The organism is Streptomyces sp. NPDC096310 (genome assembly GCF_044763125.1).
Lineage (GTDB): Bacteria > Actinomycetota > Actinomycetes > Streptomycetales > Streptomycetaceae > Streptomyces.
In genome coordinates this window covers 149596-165609 of sequence record NZ_JBIWFO010000004.1, presented here as the reverse complement: position 1 = coordinate 165609, position 16014 = coordinate 149596, and the positions used below count along the sequence as shown (strand labels likewise).

14 protein-coding genes and 1 pseudogene are annotated in these 16014 nt (G+C 72.5%); 7 read left to right on the top strand and 8 right to left on the bottom strand.

Annotated features, from left to right (window positions below; translation table 11 throughout):
* Nucleotides 1-51: 51 nt before the first annotated feature.
* Nucleotides 52-498, top strand: coding sequence for a DUF2550 domain-containing protein (locus tag ACIQ7D_RS11750; protein WP_403936344.1), 447 nt, complete (start codon nucleotides 52-54; stop codon nucleotides 496-498).
* 118 nt (nucleotides 499-616) lie between these two features.
* Here ACIQ7D_RS11750 and ACIQ7D_RS11745 read toward each other — a convergent pair whose 3' ends face one another.
* The 3 genes and pseudogenes from ACIQ7D_RS11745 to ACIQ7D_RS11735 all read right to left on the bottom strand — a co-directional run bounded on the left by ACIQ7D_RS11745 (nucleotide 617) and on the right by ACIQ7D_RS11735 (nucleotide 4663).
* The gene (locus ACIQ7D_RS11745) at nucleotides 617-2476 is read right to left on the bottom strand and encodes a glycosyl hydrolase family 18 protein (RefSeq protein WP_403936342.1); all 1860 of its coding nucleotides are present in this window, start codon (nucleotides 2474-2476) and stop codon (nucleotides 617-619) included.
* 173 nt (nucleotides 2477-2649) lie between these two features.
* On the bottom strand, nucleotides 2650-3300 hold the full coding sequence (locus ACIQ7D_RS11740; protein ID WP_403936341.1) for a response regulator: 651 nt from the start codon (nucleotides 3298-3300) through the stop codon (nucleotides 2650-2652).
* Nucleotides 3297-4663, bottom strand: a pseudogene (locus ACIQ7D_RS11735) (sensor histidine kinase). The gene ACIQ7D_RS11740 and the pseudogene ACIQ7D_RS11735 overlap by 4 nt, the downstream one beginning before the upstream one ends.
* A gap of 98 nt (nucleotides 4664-4761) precedes the next feature.
* Here ACIQ7D_RS11735 and ACIQ7D_RS11730 point away from each other — a divergent pair.
* Nucleotides 4762-5343 (top strand): hypothetical protein, encoded by a 582-nt coding sequence (locus ACIQ7D_RS11730; protein WP_403936339.1) that lies wholly within the window; start codon nucleotides 4762-4764, stop codon nucleotides 5341-5343.
* Nucleotides 5344-5366: 23 nt separating this feature from the next.
* Here the strand turns inward: ACIQ7D_RS11730 and ACIQ7D_RS11725 are convergent, their stop codons facing one another.
* On the bottom strand, nucleotides 5367-5939 hold the full coding sequence (locus ACIQ7D_RS11725; RefSeq protein ID WP_403936337.1) for a cob(I)yrinic acid a,c-diamide adenosyltransferase: 573 nt from the start codon (nucleotides 5937-5939) through the stop codon (nucleotides 5367-5369).
* Between the two features lie 251 nt (nucleotides 5940-6190).
* Here ACIQ7D_RS11725 and ACIQ7D_RS11720 point away from each other — a divergent pair, with 251 nt between their 5' ends.
* The 3 genes from ACIQ7D_RS11720 (at nucleotide 6191) to ACIQ7D_RS11710 (ending at nucleotide 10781) form a co-directional block, all read left to right on the top strand.
* Nucleotides 6191-7039 (top strand): 3-hydroxyacyl-CoA dehydrogenase family protein, encoded by an 849-nt coding sequence (locus ACIQ7D_RS11720; RefSeq protein WP_403936335.1) that lies wholly within the window; start codon nucleotides 6191-6193, stop codon nucleotides 7037-7039.
* A 187-nt stretch (nucleotides 7040-7226) separates the two neighbouring features.
* Entirely contained in the window at nucleotides 7227-7550 is a 324-nt protein-coding gene (locus ACIQ7D_RS11715; protein ID WP_066956508.1) for an STAS domain-containing protein, read from the top strand.
* 213 nt (nucleotides 7551-7763) lie between these two features.
* Entirely contained in the window at nucleotides 7764-10781 is a 3018-nt protein-coding gene (locus tag ACIQ7D_RS11710; protein ID WP_403936333.1) for an ATP-binding protein, read from the top strand.
* A 139-nt stretch (nucleotides 10782-10920) separates the two neighbouring features.
* Here ACIQ7D_RS11710 and nucS read toward each other — a convergent pair whose 3' ends face one another.
* Nucleotides 10921-11592 (bottom strand): endonuclease NucS, encoded by a 672-nt coding sequence (gene nucS / locus ACIQ7D_RS11705; RefSeq protein WP_385003485.1) that lies wholly within the window; start codon nucleotides 11590-11592, stop codon nucleotides 10921-10923.
* A 215-nt stretch (nucleotides 11593-11807) separates the two neighbouring features.
* Here nucS and ACIQ7D_RS11700 point away from each other — a divergent pair, with 215 nt between their 5' ends.
* Nucleotides 11808-12200, top strand: a complete 393-nt coding sequence (locus ACIQ7D_RS11700) for an SCO5389 family protein (protein ID WP_403936331.1) — start codon at nucleotides 11808-11810, stop codon at nucleotides 12198-12200.
* Between the two features lie 79 nt (nucleotides 12201-12279).
* Here the strand turns inward: ACIQ7D_RS11700 and ACIQ7D_RS11695 are convergent, their stop codons facing one another.
* Complete coding sequence (locus ACIQ7D_RS11695; protein WP_403936329.1) at nucleotides 12280-13308, bottom strand: LLM class flavin-dependent oxidoreductase; 1029 nt, start codon at nucleotides 13306-13308, stop codon at nucleotides 12280-12282.
* A 222-nt stretch (nucleotides 13309-13530) separates the two neighbouring features.
* Here ACIQ7D_RS11695 and ACIQ7D_RS11690 point away from each other — a divergent pair, with 222 nt between their 5' ends.
* On the top strand, nucleotides 13531-13860 hold the full coding sequence (locus ACIQ7D_RS11690) for an ATP/GTP-binding protein (protein ID WP_403936327.1): 330 nt from the start codon (nucleotides 13531-13533) through the stop codon (nucleotides 13858-13860).
* A gap of 34 nt (nucleotides 13861-13894) precedes the next feature.
* Here the strand turns inward: ACIQ7D_RS11690 and ACIQ7D_RS11685 are convergent, their stop codons facing one another.
* Both ACIQ7D_RS11685 and ACIQ7D_RS11680 read right to left on the bottom strand, forming a co-directional pair.
* Nucleotides 13895-14779: an ABC transporter permease gene (locus ACIQ7D_RS11685; protein WP_403936325.1), complete on the bottom strand. Its 885-nt coding sequence runs from the start codon at nucleotides 14777-14779 to the stop codon at nucleotides 13895-13897.
* Nucleotides 14776-15915 carry an ABC transporter ATP-binding protein gene (locus tag ACIQ7D_RS11680; protein WP_403936323.1) on the bottom strand — a complete coding sequence of 380 codons (1140 nt, stop codon included), beginning with the start codon at nucleotides 15913-15915 and terminating at the stop codon, nucleotides 14776-14778. The genes ACIQ7D_RS11685 and ACIQ7D_RS11680 overlap by 4 nt, the downstream gene beginning before the upstream one ends.
* Nucleotides 15916-16014 lie beyond the last annotated feature (99 nt).

The following is a 16014-nucleotide window of genomic DNA, read 5'->3' as shown; positions in this document are numbered from 1 at the left end:
GATGCGGATGCGGTTCCTGTTCCGGTGACTGGATGAGGGAGGTCGGTGTTGATGGTCCTCGCTCTGCTTGTCTGCGGACTGGTCGTCGTACTGGTTGCGGCGGGGCTCTTCGTCTTCGGCCTGCGCCGGCGGCTGATCCAGCGCTCCGGCGGTACGTTCGACTGCAGTCTGCGGTGGAACGTCCCGGAGGAGCCGGATCTCTCCGGCAAGGGCTGGGTGTACGGGGTCGCCCGCTACAACAGCGACCGGATCAACTGGTTCCGGGTCTTCTCGTACGCGCCCCGCCCCCGCCGTACGCTGGAGCGCTCCGCCATCGAGGTACTGGCCCGCCGCGCGCCCGAGGGCGAGGAGGAGCTGGCGCTCCTCTCCGACGCGGTGATCCTGGGCTGTACCCACCACGGGGTCAAGGTGGAGCTGGCGATGAGCGACGACGCGCTCACGGGCTTTCTGGCCTGGCTGGAGGCGGCGCCTCCGGGACAGCGTGTGAACGTCGCCTGAGCACACGCCGCACACCGCCTCCATCGGCGCACAGGAGAGGGGCGGCACCGCGTCAGCGGTGCCGCCCCTCCCGTACGACCTGCCGTACCGCCTGCCGTGTCGGCCCGCGGCCGGGCGGTTAGCCGAGTCCGCTGTTGATCGCCGTCACCAGCTCGCCGTTGGCGGTGTCACCGGTGAAGTCCCAGAAGAACGCGCCGCCCAGGCTCTGCTGGTTGGCCCAGGTCATCTTGGACGCGATGGTCGCCGGGGTGTCGTAGCTCCACCAGTTGGTGCCGCAGTGCGCGTACGCCGTACCGCCGACCGTGCCCGTGGCCGGGCAGGTGTTCTTCAGGACCTTGTAGTCCTCGATGCCCGCCTCGTACGTGCCGGGCGCGGCCCCGGTCGCCGTACCGCCGGGCGCGGACTGGGTGACGCCGGTCCAGCCGCGTCCGTAGAAGCCGATGCCGAGGAGCAGCTTCTTGGCCGGTACGCCCTGCGCCTTGAACTTGGCGATCGCCTCGGCGGAGTTGAAGCCCGCCTTCGGGATGCCCGGGTACGAGGTGAGCGGGGAGTGCGGGGCCGTCGGGCCCTGGGCGGAGAAGGCGCCGAAGAAGTCGTACGTCATGACGTTGAACCAGTTCATGTACTGCGCGGCGCCCGCGTAGTCCACGCTGTCGATCTTTCCGCCGGCCGAGGCGTCCGCCGTGACGGCCGCCGTGACCAGGTTGTTCGCGCCGAACTTGGCGCGCATCGCCTGCATCATGTTCTTGAAGACGGCCGGGCCGCTGGTGTCGCAGGACAGGCCGCACGCGTTCGGGTACTCCCAGTCCAGGTCGATGCCGTCGAAGACATCGGCCCAGCGCGGGTCCTCCACCAGGTCGTAACAGGACTGCGCGAAGGCGGTCGGGTTCTGCATGGCCTGGCCGAAGCCGCCGGACCAGGTCCAGCCGCCGAAGGACCAGAGCACCTTGATGTTCGGGTTCTTCGCCTTGAGCTTGCGCAGTTGGTTGAAGTTGCCGCGCAGCGGCTGGTCCCAGGTGTCGGCGACGCCGTCGACGGACTGGTCGGCGGTGTACGCGCGCTCGATCGCGGCGTAGCTGTCGCCCATGGTGCACTTGCCGCCGGTCACATTGCCGAACGAGTAGTTGATGTGGGTGATCTTCGCCGCGGACCCGGAGGTCACCAGGTTCTTGACGTGGTAGTTCCGGCCGTAGACGCCCCACTCGGTGAAGTAGCCGAGCTTGACCTTGTCACCCGTACCGGGGCCCGGGTCGCTGGAGCCGGTCGTACGGACCGCGCGGGCGCCGCTTGCCGGGCCCGTCTGGTCGGCGGTGTCACGCGCCTGGACGGTGTACGAGTAGTCCGTGCCGGCGCTCAGGCCGGTGTCCGTGTACGTCGTGCCGGTGACGGTGGCGACCTTCGTACCGCCGCGCAGCAGGTCGTAGTTCTTGATCCCCTTGTCGTCGGTGGCCGCGCTCCAGCTCAGCTTGACCGACGTGTTGGTGATGTCGCTCGCGGTGGGGGTGCCGGGCGCGGAGGGCGGGTTGTCGCCCGGGACGCTCGGACCGCCGTCGCAGGAGGCGCCGTTGAGCTTGCAGCCGGAGGGCGCGCCGGCGCCGCTGCCGTTGAAGCCGAAGCTGATCGAGGCACCGGCGGCGAGCGTGCCGTTCCAGGACTTGTTCTTCGCGGTCCAGTGGGTGCCGGAGCCGGTGATGTCCGCGTCCCAGCCGGAGGTGACGGCGGTGCCGGAGGGGAAGTCCCACTCCACCGTCCAGGAGGCGAGGGCGGTGGTGCCGGTGTTCTTCACCGTCCACTTGCCCTCGAAGCCCGTACCCCAGTCGGAGACCTTGGTGTACGTGGCGGTGGCGGAGGTGGCCGCCTGGGCGGGGGTGGCGAGGCCGACGAGTGCGGCGAGGGGGAGCAGCAGGGCGGTCAGGGCCGCGACGGTCCGGGATCCGGGTCTGTGTCTGCGGGGGTGGGGGGCGGGTCGGGTGGTCATGGCGCGCTCCTCGGGTGAGTACCGGAGTACGTACCGGCGTTGCGTTCACGCTGCGAGGCTCACCGCAGTGTGTGTGCGGTGAGAGTAGGAAGGTCTGGACCAATCGTCAATAGGTCCAGACCAAAGCCGGGGCCTGGCCGGCCCCGCTGCCCGGGTTGTCCCGCCAGGACCGCTCAGACGCCCAACTCCTGGGCGAGCACGGCCGCTTGCACCCGGCTGCGCAGCTCCAGCTTGCCGAGCAGCCGGCTCACATGTGTCTTCACCGTGGCCTCCGCCATGTCGAGCCGCTGTGCGATCTCCGCGTTCGACAGCCCCTCGCCCAGCCGCGACAGCACCTCGCGCTCCCGGCGGGTCAGCGCGTCCAGGACGGCGGGATCGGGCCCGCCGGCCGGCCGCACCGGCCGCGGCGCCGCGAACTCCGCGATCAGCCGGCGTGTCACCGTCGGGGCGATCAGGCCCTCGCCGCGCGCCACCGTCCTTACGGCGGTGAGCAGTTCGCCCGCCTCCGCGTTCTTCAGCAGGAAGCCGGAGGCGCCCGCGCGCAGCGCCCCGAAGACGTACTCGTCCAGGTCGAACGTGGTCAGCACCAGGACATCGGCCAGCCCCTCCGCGACCACCAGCCGGGTCGCCGACACCCCGTCCAGGCGCGGCATCCGCACATCCATCAGCACCAGATCGGGGCGCAGCTCCCGCGCCAGCGCGACCGCCCGCTCGCCGTCCGCCGCCTCCCCGACCACCTTGATGCCGGGTGCGCTGCGCAGGATCAGCACCAGCCCCGCCCGTACCGCCGACTGGTCCTCGGCGACCAGTACCCGGATCGTCATCGTGTACCGCCCCCTCCTCCGGCGTCCCCGGTGTTCGCCGTATCCTTCGCGTTTCCGGCCGTCACGATGCCGGCGGCCGTCCCTGCCGCTCCGACCGGCAGGTTCGCCCGTACCACCCAGACCCGGCCCGTTCCGTCGCCGGCGGCGACCGGGCCCGCCTCGAACACACCGTTCAGCAGCGCGATCCGCTCGCGCATCCCCACCAGACCGGCGCCGGCCCCCGGGGCGCGCGGCCCCGGCCGGTCACCGAACGGGCTGGTGACCCGTACGTCCAGGGTGTGGTCCGTGAGCCCCAGCTCGACGGCGACCGTGCCCGGCGACGCGTGCTTGACCGCGTTGGTCAGCGCCTCCTGGACGATGCGGTACGCGGCCAGCTCCACCGGCGCGGGCAGGGGGCCCCGGCGCTCCGCCGAGGGGTCGCGCCGGTCGGTCAGGGTGAAGCCGAGCCCGCCCGCGGCGCCGTTCTTCCGGGCCTGCTCCACCAGCGTGTCCAGCGCCTCCAGGGTCGGCGCGGTGGTCGGCTCCCGCTCCCCGTCGCCCTCCCGCAGCAGCCCGATCAGCCGCCGCATCTCCGCCAGCCCGCCACGCTGTTCTCCCGTACGACGGCGAGCGCGTCCCGGTTCGTGCCCGCGTCGTCGAGCGAGAGCGCCGCCGTCGAGTGGATCGCGATCGCCGAGAGATGGCCCGCGACCACGTCGTGCAGCTCACGCGCCATCCGCGCGCGCTCGGCGGTCACCGCCTGGGCCCGGTCGATCCCGGCCAGCAGCGCGGTCTGCCGTGCCCGGAGCCGGGCCGCCTCGGCGGCGTCGCGGTGGTTGCGCACGAGGGCGCCCGTGGAGGCGGGGCCGAAGGCGACCAGACCGGTGGCCACCCCGATCAGCAGCGACTCCACCGTCTGGAGCCAGGCGGAGAACCCGACGGTCATCGCGACGGTGACGAGCACGGTGATCCGGGGGATACGGCGGGCGGCGGCCGGGGTCCCGTACAGCACGGCCGCGTACATCACGTCCGTGTACATCAGCACCGTCGCCACACTGCCCGTCGTGAACTGGTCCGCGATCAGGGCGGCCGTGGCCACCGGCAGCGCGGTCCGCGGCGTGGTCCTGCGCAGCAGCTCCGTCCCGGCCAGCACGGCCATCGGCACGAGCACCCACACCCCGGGCAGTGGCATCCGGCCCTCGCGCATGCCCAGACCGATGCCCCACAGGACGAGACCGCCGCAGAGCCCCGCCGCGGCGATCGTGACGTCATGGCGGTGCGGCCGGGCGCCGCGCGGGCGGCGGAGGCGGGTGGCGGTCACCGTTCCATCCAACACGGCCGGTCGCGCGCCGGCCTCACCGCACCGGCGGAGCCCGCGACACATCGACGTACACCGAAGGATGCAGTCACCTCTCGTCACCGGCGACGACGCGGGGCGCGGACCGCGCCGGGAGGCTGGGAGCGAGGGAGAGGAGAGGTGGCGTGATCGTCACACTGATCATCATCTGCGAGGTCGGGTTCTGGGTGCTGCTGGCCACCGGGCTCGCGCTGCGCTATCTGGCGGGGATGCGGCGGCTGGGAGCGGCGGTCCTGCTGCTGGAGCCGCTGCTGGAGGTCGTCCTGCTGGCCGTCACGGCCGCCGACCTCAGGAACGGCGCGGAGCCGGACTGGAAGCACGGCCTCGCGGCGCTCTACATCGGCTGCACCGTCGCGTACGGCCACCACACGGTCGCGTGGCTCGACGGCCACGCGGCCCACCGCCTCGGGGACGCCCCGCCGCCGCCGAAGCCGCCACGGTACGGCGCGGCGCGCGCCCGCCACGAGGGCAGGCTGTGGCTGCGTACGCTCCTCGGCGCCGCGGTCGCGATCGGGCTGCTCCAGCTCGCGATCGGGTACGTGGGGGACGCGAACGACACCGGATCCCTGACCGCCTGGCAGCTCACCGCCGTGCGGGCCGCGGGGATCCACGGTGTGATCGCCCTGACGTACGCGCTCTGGCCGAAGAAGGCGCCGAGGGAACCGGTGACCCAGGGGGAGCGGCCCGCGCGGCTGACGAGGCGCTGACCCGCCCCCGGACGGCGCGGCCGTCAGCGTTCGCCGCCCGGGACCCAGAGCACGTCCCCGACCTCCTTGTTGGCCGCGCGGGCCAGGATGAACAGGAGGTCGGAGAGGCGGTTCAGATACGTCGCCGCCAGCGCGTTCATCACCTCGCCGTGCTCCTCCAGCGCCGCCCACGTCGAGCGCTCGGCCCGCCGGACGACCGTGCACGCCTGGTGCAGCAGCGCCGCGCCGGGCGTGCCGCCGGGGAGGATGAAGCTGCGCAGTTTCTCCAGCCCCTCCAGGAAGTGGTCGCAGTCCGCCTCCAGCTTGTCGATGTACGCCTGCTCGACGCGCAGCGGCGGGTGCTTCGGCTCCGCCACGACCGGCGTGGAGAGATCGGCGCCCACGTCGAAGAGGTCGTTCTGGACGCGGACCAGGACCTTCACGATCTCCGGGGGGAGTTGCCCCAGGGCGATCGCGGTGCCGATGACCGCGTTGGCCTCGTTGGCGTCGGCGTACGCGGCGATCCGCGGATCGGTCTTGGCGGTACGGCTCATATCGCCCAGATGCGTCGTGCCCTGGTCGCCGGTACGGGTGTAGATGCGCGTCAGATTGACCATATGGCCACCCTAATGAGCCGCCGCCCCGGTCGGCGCGGTCAAGTGCGCCGCGCGCGGCGCCTGATGGGGTGTGAGGGGCGGGTGGGGGCGCGCGGACGGGGCGCGGCGGTGTGATGTCCGTCATGTGAGACGTGACGCGCATCTCTTCACCGTTACACGGCGCGCCCTGACCGCTAACCTCCGGCAGAGGCAGCGGAAGTAAACACGCGTTAAATCTGAACAGAAGCCGACCGGGAAACGTGGGGTGCGTTGTGGCCAGGAAGCTCGCCGTCATCGGGGCCGGACTGATGGGGTCCGGAATCGCGCAGGTCTCGGCCCACGCGGGCTGGGACGTCGTGCTGCGTGATGTCACCGACGCGGCCCTGGCCAGGGGTGTGGACGGCATCAGGGCCTCGTACGGCAAGTTCGTCGCCAAGGGCAGGCTGGAGGAGGCCGACGCCGACGCGGCGCTCGCCCGGATCACCACGACGACCGACCTGGACGCTGTGGCCGACGCGGACGTCGTCGTCGAGGCCGTCTTCGAACAGCTCGACGTCAAGCACGAGATCTTCCGTACGCTCGACAAGCTCGTACGGGAGGACGCCGTCCTCGCCTCCAACACCTCGGCCATCCCGATCACCAAGATCGCGGCGGTCACCGGGCGTCCGGAGCGCGTCGTCGGGACGCACTTCTTCTCGCCCGTGCCGATGATGCGGCTGTGCGAACTGGTGCGCGGCTACAAGACCAGCGACGAAACCCTCGCCACCGCGCGGGAGTTCGCCGAGTCGGTGGGCAAGACCTGCGTCGTCGTCAACCGGGACGTGGCGGGGTTCGTGACCACCCGGCTCATCTCGGCGCTCGTCATGGAGGCCGTGGCGTTGTACGAGTCGGGCGTCGCGTCCGCGGAGGACATCGACATCGCCTGCAAGCTGGGGTTCGGCCACGCCATGGGCCCGCTCGCCACCGCCGACCTCACGGGTGTCGACATCCTGCTCCACGCGGCGGGCAACATCTACGCCGAGACCCAGGACGAGAAGTTCGCGCCGCCGGAGCTGATGCGCCGGATGGTGGACGCGGGTGACATCGGCCGCAAGAGCGGGCAGGGGTTCTACCAGCACTGAGGTACGGCCGGCGCCCGACGCGGCGCCGGCCCGCGTCGGCCGTTTCCCTCACCCCACGGGGTGAATTCGATATCGGTTCGCCAACGGACGGCAACTTCTCAGGCCGTCAGGCCGTCAGTTGTTTGACGCCAGGAACAGAAACAGAACAGAACAGGCCGGAGCACGGAAGCACTCTCGGGGAGAGCATATGCACATCAGGGGCGACCACGCCGAGCTGGTCGTCGGGGGCCGCCTCGACGTACGCAGCGCGGCGGACGCCCGTACGGTCCTGCACTCGGCCGTCGACGACGGAGCCGGCGATCTGGTGCTGGACCTGACCGAACTGGACTCCTGGGACGCCACCGGACTCGGCGTCATCATGGGAGCCCACCGACGTGCCGGGCGGTGTGGCCGGAGGCTTGTGCTGAGGGGTGTCCCGCCGCAGATGCAGCGTCTGCTGGTGGCCACCCGGCTGCACCGTATCCTCGCCATCGAGGGCGGCATCGCCGCAGAATCGCTCCCTCGGGTCTGACCAGGGCTGACCTGGCCACCTCGCACAATCCTCACGAGACCGTGATGTCCCGGACGAGGTGTCACCCCGGCTGTTCGTAGATACTGTGCGGAGGTTCAGGGTCCGCCCCGTCCGCGGATCGACGGGCCCTGAGGAGCAGGCACCGGACCGGAAGCGGCGGATGGGCGTGTGAGGCCGGGGCAACGGCACGCCACGATCTGGGGGCTTTTCACCATGGACCCGATAAGCCGGGGGCCGGAGGAGCACGGCCGGCGCGACGACGACGCACGCGGTGACGACGCGCGTCCCGACGGCCGCTACGACGACACACGCCGGGAAGGCGGACACGACGCGCGCCGGGACGGCGGGCGTGACACGAGCCGGGACGGCGGGCGTGACATCCGCGCCGACGGCGGTCACGGGGTGCGCCCCTTCGGTGGCGACGCCACCCGCCCCGGCGGTGGTGACGCCGTCGAACCCGCCGTGGTGAGCGTGCACGAGGGCCGGTCCGCCGGGGCGGGCGGCGAGGCCGAACCGCCGCGCCCGCCCCGTGTGTCGATCACACCCGGCGTACCGACCCCCGCCCCGGCGCCCGCCGCACTCCCGGCCGTCGCCCACATCAAGGGCGCCGCGGGCCCCATCACCCCGGCGCAGCCCGTCCGTACGGTCCAGCTCGTCTCCGGTGACCTCCTGGTGACCGTCAATCCCGTCGACGGCAGCGAGATCGAACTCCGCCCGCCCGGACGGGAACACACCGCGCCCGCCCGGCTCACCCCGCAGGAGCGCGCGGGTGTCCAGCGCGCCGGGCGCCCGCCCGTACCGGCGGGGCCCGCCGCGCCCGCACTCCCGCTGCTGGAGCGCGGCGAGGAGCGCGCGAAGCTGACCGGGCTGCTGGGGCGCGGCCGTTCCGTACGCCTCACCGGGCCCGCGGGGTCCGGGCGTACCGCCCTGGTCGAGGCCGTGGCCGCGGACTGCGCGGACCTCGCGCCCGACGGCGTCGTCCGGCTCTCCGGGTACCGCCGCACCGCCACCGAGCTGCTGTACGAGCTGTACGCGGCCGTCCACCGCTCACCGCTGGTCCGTCCCGACCGGGCCGAACTCCTCGGCCGGGTACGGGACATCGGCGCGGTCGTCGTCCTGGACGACCTGGAGCTGGGCGGCGAGGCGCTGGACGAACTCCTCGCCGCGACCCCGGAGTGCGCCTACCTGTGCGCCGCGACCCCCGACACCGCCGTGCCCTCGCCGGACGCGCGCCTCGAAGAGGTCACCCTCGGGGGGCTGGGCCGCGGCTCCTCGCTGGAACTCCTGGAGCATGTCGTCGAACGGCCGCTCACCGACGAGGAGGCCAACTGGGCGGGCGACCTCTGGTTCGAGTCCGAGGGGCTGCCGCTGCGCTTCGTCCAGGCCGGTGCGCTGCTGCGCCAGCGCGACCAGGCGCGTGCGGGGGCGGAGTCCTCCAACGAGTCCGACGAGTTCGAGCCCTTCGTGCGCCCCTTCGAGCGCACGCCGGAGCGCGCTTCCGGAACACCCGGCGCGTCCGGCGCGTCCGGCGCCGAGAGCGGGACTGCCGCCTCCTCGGCCGTCCCCGGCGGCTACGACGTCCCCCTGCCCACCCTCGGCGAGGGCGCCGCGCCCGCCGCCCCGCTCGCCGCCCGGCTGAGCGAGGCCGCACGCGCCACCCTGCGCTTCGCCGTCGCGCTCGGCGGCGAGGTCCCGCACCAGGCGCACCTGCCCGCGCTGGTGGGCGACACCCACGCGGACGCAGCCCTCGGCGAGTTGATGAGCTGCGGACTGCTCACCCCGGTGGGCGGGCGCTACCGGCTCGCGGCCGGAGTGGCCGCGCAACTGGAGGCGGAGGGGTACGGCGACGACGCCGTCGCCCACGCCCACACCGCCGCCCAGCACTACGCCTGGTGGTCCGGGCACCCCTCGGTCACCCCCGAGCGCGCCGCCACCGAGGCGGACGCCATCCTCGCGGCGATGGCGCCGCTGGTCCCGGGCACGGAGGCGGGCCACCCCAGCGCCGCCGTCCTGCTGGCCCGCAGCGCCGCGCCCGCGTTCCTCGCGGGGCTGCACTGGGGCGCCTGGGAACGGGCCCTGCGGGCCGGCTCCGAGGCCGCCAGAATGGCCGGGGAGGTCGCGGAAGAGGCCTACTTCCACCACGAGTTGGGCGTCCTCGCGCTCTGCGTCGGCAATCTGGACCGGGCCCGCGCCGAGCTGGAGGCGTCGATCGGGATGCGCGGCGCCCTTGCCGACAAGATCGGCACGGTCGCGGGGCGCCGGGCGCTCGCCCTGGTCACCGACCGCGAGGCAGCGCCGGCCGGGCCGAAGCCGCTGGGCTCGGAGGCGCCGACCGTACGGTACAAGGAGCCGCTCGCGCGGGCGGCCGGGCTGCCCGAACTGCCGGGGCTGTCGAAGCCGTCGCACCCGGGGACCGGCCAGGCCGCCGCCCACGGGGCCGGTACGGGCGGTGGATCCGCCGCCGGTACCGGGATCGGCCTGGGCGCCGGTTCCGGGTCCGGTCTCGGCGCGGGGCCCGGTTCCGGCGTCGGTTCCGGTTCCGGGTCCGGCGCGAACATGGCGCTGGTGACCCGGCGCGACACCCCCGTCGTCCCGCCCGGCTCCGGCCCCCGGCCGGCCCACGCCGCGTCCCCGGGCCACCCGGCCCGCCGCCCGGCGCTGGGCGGCGCCCGGCGCAACCTCGTCGCGGCGGGCGCGGGCGCCGTACTCGCGGCCGTGCTCGGTACGGTTGTGACCCTGGGCGCGACCTCGGACGGTGACCCCCTGCCGCCGGACAAGGTCCGTACGGAACAGTCCACGGACCCCGACGACCAGAACGGCGACGACGGCCGGCCCGCCGACCAGCCGGTCGACACCTCGACGTACCGGCCGGGCGGCGTACCGGCCGGACCCGAGTCCCCGAGCCCCACGGGCCCGACGGACAGCGCCGAGCCCTCCGACTCGTCCTCGCCCTCGGACACCCCGTCCGACGCCACCAGCTCGTCCCCGGGCGGCTCTCCGTCCGCCTCGGAGGAGGAGCCGACCGACCCCTCGGAGGAGCCGTCGGACCCGTCCACGGACCCCTCCGACCCGACGCCGTCGACCTCCCCCGACCCGTCCACGGAGGTGCCCTCCGGGGAGCCGTCGGACACGGACACGGCGCCGCCGCCGTCGACGCCCCAGACCTCGGTGAGCGGCCCCGACCCGAGCGTCGGCGAGCCGAGGACGGCCGAGCCGGGCGTCGTCGCGTGACGCGGCCCGGCGGCCGGAACAGTGACGGCCCGAAAGTACTGACGGCCTGACGGAAGAGGTCCGGCGGGGCGCACACCGCGCCCCGCCGGACCTCTTCCGTACATCGTCCGTACCTCGTACGGCCCGCCGTTCCGTCACATCAGAACAGCCGCAGCTTGTCGTCCTCGATGCCGCGCATCCCGTTGTAGTCCAGCACCACACACCCGATGCCCCGGTCCGTCGCCAGCACCCGGGCCTGCGGCTTGATCTCCTGCGCCGCGAACACACCCTTCACCGGCGCCAGATGCGGGTCGCGGTTGAGCAGTTCCAGATAGCGGGTGAGCTGCTCCACGCCGTCGATCTCGCCGCGCCGCTTGATCTCCACCGCGACCGTGCCGCCGTCGGCGTCCCGGCAGAGGATGTCCACCGGGCCGATCGCCGTCGGGTACTCGCGGCGGATGAGGCTGTACCCCTCGCCCAGCGTCTCGATGCGGTCGGCGAGCAGTTCCTGGAGGTGCGCTTCCACGCCGTCCTTGATCAGACCGGGGTCGACGCCCAGTTCATGGGACGAGTCGTGGAGGACTTCCTCCATCGTGATGATCAATTTCTCGCCCGCTTTGTTGATGACCGTCCAGACGCCGGTGTCCTCGTCCGTACCCTCCTTCAACGTGCAGGGCGGCGACATCCAGTTGAGCGGTTTGTACGCCCGGTCGTCGGCGTGGATGGACACACTGCCGTCGGCCTTGACCAGGATGAGACGGGGAGCGGAGGGCAGGTGGGCGGTGAGCCGGCCCGCGTAGTCGACGGAGCAGCGGGCAATGACGAGACGCATGGTCGGCAACGCTACTCGACTGCCGACGTCGCGCGCGATTCGCCCTGGAAGCCCCCGTTCGTTATTGGCCGGTTGTGGTCCCATAATCCTGGTGCCCTCCCCTCGGCGCGCCTAACGTGGATGCGTGAGGTCGCCGGTCGTGCACGCTGCGTCGTCGTCGCCTCCTTCCCTGCCCGTAAGGCCCCGTTCCCCGCGGGGTCGCGAGAGGAGAACCCATGTCGCTCGACGTCTCACCGGCGCTGTTGGATCAGGCCGAGCGAGGCGAGGTCGACGAAGCGGCTTTCGTCGACTGCGTCCGGACCTCCCTGCCCTATGCATGGGAGATGATCAGTTCTCTGGTGGCTCAGCTGAAGGTGGACGGTGGACAGTTCGCCGACAACCAGACGCCCCCGCCGGACGAGCAGGCACGTGGTCAATTGCTGCGCGCGCTCGCGAGTGATGCCATTCGCGGTGCGCTCCAGCGTCACTTCGGAGTGCGGCTCGCGTTCCAGAACTGCCACCGCGTCGCGGTGTTCCCGTTGGACCCCTCGGTCGACGAGCGGCTGGCCCGCTTCACCTCGGTGAGGGCCCAGTTGCTCAACCAGTCTCCTGAACTCCGGGACTGCTGACGGTTTCGGCTGCCGCTCCCGCGCCGTGGGAGGTACCACGGCGCCGGAGCGGCAGCGTCCCTGAAGGCCGTACGGTCGCTCAGGCGAGCAGGGGCACTACCTCCATCCCCAGGCGCTGTACGTTCTCCTCCGTCGCCGCCAGGTCGCCGGAACCCTCCACGAGCAGCGCGAAGCGCGTGATGCCCGTACGCTCCGCCGTGGCCGCGAGCCGGTCCGCCGCCAGCCTCGGCGGCCCCACCGGGTGCAGGGCGCAGAGCAGTTCCGTGTACGCCACCGGGTCGCGCATCGAGCGCGACCGGCCGTCGACCGTCACATGCGCGCCGAGCCCCTGGCGCAGCCAGCCGGGCATCGCCTTGACCAGGGTCTCCGCCGCGGCGGCGCGGCTGTCCGCGATCTGCGCCACGCCGGCCGACACATGCGGGGCGTGCTCGATCTCCGCGGGCGCCAGCCCCGCCGCGCGGGCGTGCGTACGCCACAGCGCGACCATCTCCGCCTTCTCGTCGTCGCCGCAGTGCATGCCCAGCAGCATCGGCAGCCCGTGCCGGGCGGCCAGCCGCACGCTCCGGGGTGAGGTACAGGCCATGATCGTCTCGGGCCGGCCGCCGGGGTGTGACAGCTCGTCGGCGCGGGGGACGACGGCGACCTCACGGAAGGCGTACCGGTCGCCGGCGGCCGCCACCCTCGTCCCGCGCAGCCAGCGCAGCAGCAGCTCCAGGGACTCCGGGAAGTCGCGCTCGTAGGCGTTCAGCCCCGTCCCGAAGACCTCCAGGTCGATCCAGGGGCCGCCCCGTCCCACCCCGAGGGTGAACCGCCCGCCGGAGACGAGATGGAGCAGCGCGGCCTGTTCGCCGAGTGCCACCGGATGTACGTTCGGCAACACGCTGACCGCCGTACCCACCCGGATGTGTCGCGTACGGCCGAGCAGCAGCGCGGCCAGGGTCACGGCCGACGGGCAGACGCCGTACGGCACGAAGTGGTGCTCGGCCAGCCAGACCGCGTCGAGCCCCGACGACTCCGCCAGCTCCGTGGTCCGCACCGCCCGGTGCAGCGCTTCCGCCTGTCCCTGGCCCGGGAACTGGGCGGCCAGTACAAAAGCTCCAACACGCATCGCCTTCTGCCTCCTCGCGGCCGACGCGACTCCCCCTACCGGCAACAACGTCTGACACGTGCCAAAGGCACGGCCGGACGCGAAACTCGTGCGATTGTCCGGCGAGTGCGGTCCGCGGACCCTCTGCGGAGGCGGGGTGCGCACGCCTCTGAGGGGCGTCTGCCCGGTGGCGCGAGCCGTAGGCTGGAATCGGTACGTGCTGTCTGCCCCGTGAGGTGTTCCGTGTCCCCGCGTCGCAACCGCCCCCGAGGCGGCGAGAACCCGACCGACCGCTCCGCCGATGCCGGCGACCGGTACGGCGGCTTCCAGCGATCGGAAACATGGCAGGGCGAGAACTGGTCAGTTCGCCACGTGGCGGGGGCAAGTGCCGCCGGTAAGCGGTACCGCTGCCCCGGATGCGACCAGGAGATCCCCTCCGCGGTGGCCCATGTGGTGGCGTGGCCCGAGTACGGCGGGGTGGACGACCGGCGCCACTGGCACCAGGCGTGCTGGAACGCGAAGGACCGCCGCACCTCGCGGGTGCAGCGGTCCCGTAACGCGCCGCGGTACTGAGCCCGGCGCCGCGTGCCCGACGGGGCGCCGGACGTCAGACGTCGCGCTGGTCCAGGGAGAAGTACGCGCCCGTCATCGCGACCGCCGTCAGTCCGGTGATGATCCACAGCGCCGTCGATGCCTGGGGCCCCTGGGAGCCGAGGGCGTCCCCGTAGAGCTGGACGATCTGGCTCGGGATCGAATAGGTGAGCAGGAACTCCTGGACACCCCGGAGCGACTTGGCCATCATGAAGATCGCCAGGACGAGCGGCAGCAGCACCAGGCCGATCATCACGGTGATCGCCCCCGCCGAGTGTCTGACCAGCGCGCCGACCGCCATCGACAGCAGCCCGAGCATCGCCAGGTAGAAGCCGACCCCGACCGTGGCGCGGATCCACTCGGCGGCCGTGGGCGCGGTCGCGTCGAGGATCGTGGTCTGGAGCGCGGCGACGATCATCGTGGTCACGGTCGAGACCGTGAAGAGCACGGCGAAGAAGACCAGCGACTTGGCGGCCAGCACCCGCCCACGGCTGGGGCAGGCGGTGAGCGTGGTGCGGATCATGCCCGTGCCGTACTCCGAGGTGATGGTCAGCACCCCGAGCGTGATCACGCAGAGCGAGCCGAGCAGCACCCCGAAGAAGCCGAGAGCGAGCATGGACGCGCCGGTGACCTCGGGCTCCGCCCCGTTGACATCGCGGGCGGAGGCGACGATCAGCGCCGCGAGCACCCCGATCCCCATGATCAGCAGGACCATCACGCCGAGGGACCAGAGGGTGGCCCGTACGGAGCGCAGCTTCGTCCACTCGGAGGCCAGGGCGTCCCCGAGGTGGGCACGGCGGGCCGGGATCGGCGAGGCGTACGGCACCGGCTCGTGCGGGGCCCGGCCCGGCTGGTGCGGGACGTGCGGCTGGTGCGCGGCCTGCTGGTGCGGCGTCGTCATCGGGCGTCCTCGGTGCTGTCGCGCTTCGTCGGCTCCGCGGCGGGTGCCGGGGTGTCCTGCCGGTACGGGTCGGCCCCGGGCGGCGGCGGGGGGTACCAGCCCTGCTGGGGCACCTCGGGGACCACGGGCGGGGTGTAGCCCTGCGGGGCCGCCCCGTACCCCTGCGGAGGCCCGTAGCCGGGCGGCTGGGGCGGCGGGGTGAAGCCGGCCAGGGCGTCGGCCGTGGAACGGTGGTCGACGGTGGACTGCGTCATCCGCATGTACGCCTCCTCCAGCGACGCCTGGTGCGGGGACAGCTCCCAGAGCCGTACGTCCGCGCCGTGCGCCAGCTCGCTGATCCGGGGGAGCGGCAGGCCGGTGACCCGCAGCGCGCCGTCCGGCTCGGAGAGCACCTGGCCGCCCGCCCCGGTCAGCGCCGAGGTCAGCTTCTCCCGCAGCTCGGGCTCCTCCCGCGGGGTACGGACCCTGGCGAAATCGGCCGAGTTGGCCGAGATGAAGTCCTTGATGCTCATGTCGGAGAGGAGCTGACCGCGTCCGATCACGATGAGGTGGTCGGCGGTCACCGCCATCTCGCTCATCAGGTGCGAGGAGACGAAGACCGTACGGCCCTCGCTCGCGAGCTGCTTCATCAGATTGCGCACCCACAGGATGCCCTCGGGGTCGAGACCGTTGACCGGCTCGTCGAAGAGCAGCACCTGCGGGTCCCCGAGGAGCGCCGCCGCGATGCCCAGCCGCTGCCCCATACCGAGCGAGAAACCCTTGGAACGCTGCTTGGCGACCCCCTGGAGGCCGACGACACCGAGGACCTCGTCCACCCGGGCGGCCGGGATGCCGGAGAGCTGGGCGAGCGAGAGGAGGTGGTTGCGCGCGCTGCGCCCGCCGTGCACGGCCTTGGCGTCGAGGAGCGCGCCGACCTGGCGCGGGGCGTTCGGGAGCTGCCGGAAGGGATGGCCGCCGACCGTGACATGACCGCTGGTGGGCCGGTCGAGACCGAGGATCATCCGCATCGTCGTGGACTTGCCGGAGCCGTTGGGGCCCAGGAACCCGGTGACATGGCCGGGCCTCACCTGGAAGGAAAGGTTGTACACGGCCGTCTTGGCGCCGTAGCGCTTCGTCAGGCCGACTGCCTCGATCATTCTCCAGCCCCATCGACAGATCAGGTCGTCGGGGCAGTGGCCGGTCCGGACCGAAGGCCCCCGTCTGAGTTAGGAGGATATCCACGCGTTGACGGTTCC